This window comes from Betaproteobacteria bacterium (assembly GCA_016791345.1).
Taxonomy (GTDB): Bacteria; Pseudomonadota; Gammaproteobacteria; order Burkholderiales; family JAEUMW01; genus JAEUMW01.
On sequence record JAEUMW010000072.1, the window covers coordinates 1 to 2,230 of the forward strand.

The following is a 2,230-nucleotide window of genomic DNA, read 5'->3' on the forward strand; positions in this document are numbered from 1 at the left end:
GTGCTGACGATCTCGAAGTAGAGCAGGGCATAGCCGCCGGTCTTGCCGACCGTCTTCATGTTCTCCATGCCGGCGATGCCGACGACGATCGTGCAGAAGATGATCGGCGCGATGATCATCTTGATGAGCTTGATGAAGCCGTCGCCAAGCGGCTTCATCGCCGCGCCGGTTTCGGGAAAGAAGTGGCCGAGCGTGATGCCCAGGATGATCGCGACGATCACCTGGAAGTAGAGCGACTGGTAGAGCTTGCGATGCGCCATGTTCTGCCTCTGCTCGGGACCCGGTTGATCGAAACTGCGGCGGTTGCAGTCGCCGTGGCTGCTAGCGTTCGCGCTTGATGTCGGCGTCCACCGCGGCGAGCGCGGTCATGTTGACGATGCGTCGCACCGAGCATCCGGGGTCGAGGATGTGCACCGGCTTCGCCGCGCCGAGCAGGATCGGGCCGACCGTGATGCCGCCGCCGGCGATCACCTTGAGAAGGTTGTAGGCGATGTTCGCCGCGTCGAGGTTAGGCATGATCAGCAGATTGGCCGCCGCGCTGAGGCGCGAGTCCGGGAACACCTTGTCGAGCACGGTCTTCGACACGGCGGCGTCGGCCTGCATCTCGCCCTCGAGCTCGAAGTCCGGATTGCCAGCTTCGAGGAGTGCCATCACTTCCCGCATCTTGCGCGCTGAGGGCGCGTCTGAGCTGCCGAAGCTGGAATGGTTGAGAATGGCGACCCGCGGCACGTCGCCGAAACGGCGCACCTGCTCGACCGCGAGCAGCGTGATCTCGGCCAGCTGTTGCGGCGTCGGATCGGGATTCACCAAGGTGTCGCAGACGAACAACGTGTGCTCGGGCAGGGTCAGCACGTTCATGCCGGCGAAGGTGCTGGCACCCTTGCGCAGACCGATCACGTTGTTGATGTGGCGCATGTGCGAGGCGTAGCGCCCGACGGTGCCGCACAGCATCGCGTCGGCGTCGCCACTGTGCACCAGCATGGCCGCGACCAGCGTGTTGCGCCGACGCACCTCGTCGCGTGCATCGTCGTACGAGACGCCCCGGCGGCGCGTGAGCCGGTAGTACTCGGTCCACGTGTCGTGGTAGCGCGGATCCGAGTCGATGTTCACGAACTCGCAGTTGACGCCGTCGCGGATGCGCAGCCCGAATTTCTCGATGCGCTCGCGCATCTTGTCCGGACGTCCGATGAGGATAGGGCGCGCAAGCTTCTCGTCGATCACCACCTGCACCGCGCGCAGCACGTTCTCGGCCTCGCCTTCGGCGTAGGCGACGCGTTTGGACAAGTGCCGCGCCGCCGCGAAGACGATCTTCATCGCACCGCCCGAGGTGTAGACGAAGCGGCTCAGGCTTTCGCGATAGGCATCGCAGTCGGTGATCGGCCGCGTGGCGACACCGCTGTCCATCGCCGCGCGCGCGACGGCCGGTGCGATGCGGACGATGAGACGCGGATCGAACGGTTTTGGAATCAGGTATTCGGGACCGAAGCTCAGTCCCTTCTCGCCGTAGGCGGTGGTCACGATGTCGGATTGCTCGGCATGCGCCAGATCGGCGATGGCATGTACCGCCGCGCGCTTCATTTCCTCGTTGATGGTGGTGGCGCCGACGTCGAGCGCGCCGCGGAAGATGAAGGGGAAGCAGAGAACGTTGTTGACCTGGTTCGGGTAATCCGAGCGGCCGGTGGCGATCACGCAATCGGGACGTACGGCCTTGGCATCCTCGGGGAGGATCTCCGGGTGCGGATTGGCGAGCGCGAGGATGAGCGGTTTGTCCGCCATCTTCGCCACCATCTCGGGCTTCAGCACGCCGCCCGCCGACAGGCCGAGGAACACGTCGGCCCCGGCGACGATCTCGCCGAGCGTGCGCGCCTCGGTGTTCTTCGCGTAGCGCGCCTTGTTCTCGTCCATGTCCACGGCGCGACCCTCGTGCACCACGCCGTGGATGTCGGCGACCGTGACGTTCTCGATCGGCAGCCCCAGGCTCACCAGCAGGTCGAGGCAGGCGAGCGCTGCGGCACCCGCCCCGGAAGCGGCGAGCTTGACGCTCTTGATGTCCTTGCCGACCACCTTGAGCCCGTTCAGGAACGCGGCGCCGACGATGATCGCGGTGCCGTGCTGGTCGTCGTGGAACACCGGGATCTTCATGCGCTCGCGCAGCTTGCGCTCGATGTAGAAGCATTCCGGCGCCTTGATGTCCTCGAGATTGATGCCGCCGAAGGTGGGTTCGAGCGCG

General features: G+C 65.5%; 2 protein-coding genes. Both read right to left on the reverse strand.

Translation table 11 applies throughout. From position 1 onward, the window contains the following. On the reverse strand, positions 1-260 hold a 260-nt coding region (locus tag JNK68_02820), incomplete at its 3' end, for a cation:dicarboxylase symporter family transporter (GenBank protein MBL8539285.1). A gap of 61 nt (positions 261-321) precedes the next feature. Continuing rightward, a partial coding sequence (locus JNK68_02825) for an NADP-dependent malic enzyme (GenBank protein MBL8539286.1) occupies positions 322-2,230 on the reverse strand: 1,909 nt, incomplete at its 5' end.